The 3,787-nt window shown below is 71.8% G+C and carries 3 protein-coding genes; 2 read left to right on the forward strand and 1 reads right to left on the reverse strand.

What is annotated here, in order from left to right; translation table 11 throughout:
- Positions 1 to 27: 27 nt before the first annotated feature.
- Complete coding sequence (locus tag I0Q12_RS11275; protein ID WP_197252004.1) at positions 28 to 594, forward strand: NADPH-dependent FMN reductase; 567 nt, start codon at positions 28 to 30, stop codon at positions 592 to 594.
- Positions 595 to 613: 19 nt separating this feature from the next.
- On the opposite strand, the gene eccE is transcribed toward I0Q12_RS11275, so the two are convergent.
- Positions 614 to 2,236 carry a type VII secretion protein EccE gene (gene eccE / locus I0Q12_RS11280; protein ID WP_197252005.1) on the reverse strand — a complete coding sequence of 541 codons (1,623 nt, stop codon included), beginning with the start codon at positions 2,234 to 2,236 and terminating at the stop codon, positions 614 to 616.
- A 107-nt stretch (positions 2,237 to 2,343) separates the two neighbouring features.
- Between eccE and eccB the strand changes: the two genes are divergently transcribed.
- A partial coding sequence (gene eccB, locus I0Q12_RS11285) for a type VII secretion protein EccB (protein WP_197252006.1) occupies positions 2,344 to 3,787 on the forward strand: 1,444 nt, incomplete at its 3' end.

Below are 3,787 nucleotides of genomic sequence, written 5' to 3' on the forward strand. Positions count from 1 at the left end.
CGGCCTACCGAATGGTTGGATACAGCCATGGACGGGACCGAGCCGATCAAGCTGGACATCATCGTGGCGAGCGTGCGCGCCGGACGTGTCGCTCCTGTCGTCGCGAACTGGTTCGCGGACACCGCGCGCCGGCGATCCGAATTCGACGTCGGGATCCTCGATCTCGCCGACACCCCGCTGCCGCAGGATCTGTCCGGGGGAGCCGAGGCCGAGGCGTTCACCCGCCGGATCGGTGCCGCCGAGGCGTTCGTGATCGTCACCTCCGAGTACAACCACGGCTATCCGGCGTCGCTCAAGACCGCGATCGACACCGTCAAACACGAATGGCGCACCAAGCCGGTCGGATTCGTCGCCTACGGCGGGTTGTCCGGAGGGCTGCGGGCCGTCGAGCAACTCCGCCAGGTGCTGATCGAGGTGCACATGGTGCCGGTCCGGGAATCCGTGAGCTTCCACCGCGTCAAGCACGCGTTCGCCGCCGACGGCAGCACCTCCGACGGTGCCGCGATCGATGCGGCTGAGCGGATGCTCGACGAGATCGCCTGGTGGGCGCGCACCGTGCGGGCCGGGCGGAAGACCGAACCCTATCCGGGCTGACACGCCCTGATCGGCGACCTCAGCGCGCGGTCGCGGGTTCGGCCGTGCGAGGCCGGCCGATGTGCGCGGTTTCGGCGGCGATGGTCACCAGCGTCAACGCGGTGCGTTGCGAGCCGGCGGTGAGAACCACCCGGTTGCCCACGGCACCCGGTTGCACGAGTGTCAGATCGGGACGCTCGCGCGGCCACTGATCCGGATGGGTGTGCACGTGCAGTGCGGTGACGTGCGGCGGCACGGTCGCCGGTCGCACGCCGTCGTAGACGACCGTGTCGAACTCGACGTCGCCGGGATGACGGCCCGCCAGACGCAGCCGATCCGGACCGGCTGCGCCGTCGAGCAGCGGCTGCCACGCGTGCGGGCGGTCGGTGTGGACGACGACCCGGGCGCCGACCGCGACCGCCCGGAACACGATCTGCAGGGCCAGATACAGTTCCCCGGCCACGTGCACCGAGCGCACGCCCGCCCCCGTCAGCCGCGCGGCGACCGCCTTCCCGGACTCGTCGGATCCGATGAGCTGGCCGCATCCGGCAACCGGCAGCGTCAGCGCGTCGAGATCCGCGGTCGTCAGGGAGCGCAGCATCGTCAGATTCTCGAGTCCCGGCACGGCGAGCGGCAACGCGGCCACGAGAGCTGCACGGTCGCGGCCCCGCCCCGGACGCAACCCCGGCGCGGCGAGCGGCTCGGCGGAGCGTGTCGTGGTGCGCACGAGTGCACCGGCCCGGAACCGGTCCGGTGTCGAACCCGGCCGCAGCCGCACCGTCACGGTGGACGACAGTGACGGAAGGGACCAGAACCCGGTCAACGTCGCACGATCGAGCCGGCGCGGCTCGACGACTCCGCCGCTGTCGAATCCGCCGGGCAACGGGACGTTCCGCCAGTGCCTTTCGAGCTCGGCGGGATCGACCCCGCGGGTGATGCGCGCGACCGCGGCATCGATCTCGGAAGAACCGAGAATCCTTGTGCGCAGACCGGACTCACCCAGGATCCGCGCGAGTCGCTGCGCCGCGACCGTGATTGTCCGGGCGGCCCCTTCGGCGCCGCCGCCGCGCCGCGCGACGGCGTCGCGGCATCGGGACACGTCGAGCCGCAACGCAAGTTGTACCGTGCACACCGATGCGGCCGGGAGCGGCCCGACGAGCTGTGCGTAGACCCGGCCGGCCGGCGTCGTGTCGAGGACGCGCCGACCGTGCGCGACGACGTCGATCGCGTCGAGGGTGACGTCGTGGTGCGACAGGCCCCGCGCGATCGCCGCGAGCGGCAGCACCCGGCCCGGCGCGGCACGATCGCGGTCGAGGCGAGCGCTGTCGGCAGGCGGGGGAAGAACTTCGACTACCGCGCTCAGGCAGGTGCCGTCCCGGATCAGTCCGATACGGCCGGATCCGAGGGGACGATCGACCGGTCGCCCCGGCCGCCGGTATCGCCCGGTGAAGTACAGCCACAGCACCACCGCGAGGTCGGGCACACCGCGACCGCGGATGCGCACGAGTACCACCGCGGCGACGCACACCGCGACGGCGGCGGCGATCGCCACGGGTGCACCGGCCGCCGCCACGGCCACCCACGTCGCCGCGGCGACACACTGGGCGACGACGAGTCGCACGAGGCCCGTCCCTTGTGCCCGTGCGGATTCCACTCGGTCCATCGCTGTTCCCCCGACTCCGGTCGAGGCGGACCGCAGGGCCCACCCGACATTCCCCGAGCGAACTGTACTGTGTGGCGGCAGGGGGCGTGCGGTACGGGGGAGGAAGCATGGCAGCGCAACCCACCACACGGTGGCAGGTCAGCGGTTACCGATTCCTGGTGCGGCGCATGGAGCATGCGCTGGTCCGCCGGGACGTGCGGATGATCGGCGACCCGATGCGTTCGCAGGCGCGGGCACTCGCGGTCGGCGCCGTCGTTGCGTGTCTCGTTCTCGCCGGGTGCGCGGCGCTGGCACTGTTCCGGCCGCAGGACAAGATCGGCAACGCCGCCGTCGTGATCGGCCGCGACTCCGGGGCGATGTTCGTCGCCGTCGACGGTGCGTTCCATCCGGTGCTCAACCTCGCATCCGCGCGCCTCGTGCTGGGCAATGCGGCCGAACCGGTGGTGGTCGCGGACGAGGAGTTCGCGACGCGTCCGCGCGGCCCGCTCGTCGGCATCCCCGGGGCCCCGTCCGCCCTGACACACCACTCCGGCGACGAACCGTGGACCGTGTGCGACACGGTGGAGACCGGAAACCGTTCGACGACAACCACTCTCGTCGTCGGAACACCCGAGTTCGGTGATCGGATCGGCGTCCTCGACGGTGAAGCACTGCTCGTCGCCGCCGGAGGAACGCACTACCTGATCTACGACGGGACGCGAGCGGAAATCGACCTGCACGACCGCGCGCTGACCCGCGTGCTCGGCATCGACGAGACGATGGTGCGCCCGGCCGGGGCCGGACTGATCGAGGCGATCCCGGAGGTGCCACGACTGACCGCACCCCTCATCGACGGGGCCGGCACCGAACCCGGTTATCCCATCGACGGATTGACGGTGGGCTCGGTGGTCGCGATGGCCGAGCCGGACGGCCGCCGCTACTACGTCGTGCTGCGTGACGGGGTACAGGAGGTGTCCGAGGCCACGGCCCAGATCATCCACTACTCGGATTCGCAAGGCGCCGCGGAGATTCCGATCGTCCCTCCGGATACGACCAACCAGGCGCCGACGGTGCACGAACTGGCGGTCGACACGTTCCCGCGGACCGTCCCGTCGATCGTCGACGCGGCCGACCGGCCCGTCGGCTGTCTGACGTGGTACCCCGTCGACGGTGCCGCCGAGCAGCGCCGCTCGGAACTGACGGTCTCCGCGGGTCGCGCACTGCCGATCCAGGAGGACGCCGTGCCGGTCGGGCTGGCCCAGGCCGACGGTCCGGGCCCGAACGCGGACGCCGCATATGTGCCACCCGGGCGCGGCGCCTACGTGCAGAGCACCTCGATCGTTCCGGACGGCGACCGGCGCGGCTCGCTGTTCTACGTCGCGGACACCGGAGTGCGCTACGGCATCGTCGACGCCGAGTCCGCTGCCGCGCTGGGATTCCCGCAGACGCCGGCCCGCGCACCCTGGCAGATCCTGTCGCTGTTCGCGCCGGGACCGGCGCTGGGGCGCGCGGAGGCGCTCGTCGCCCACGACGGTGTCGCGCCCGACCCGCGACCGGCTCCGATGCGTCCTG

This window comes from Rhodococcus sp. CX, assembly GCF_015865005.1.
GTDB lineage: Bacteria > Actinomycetota > Actinomycetes > Mycobacteriales > Mycobacteriaceae > Rhodococcus.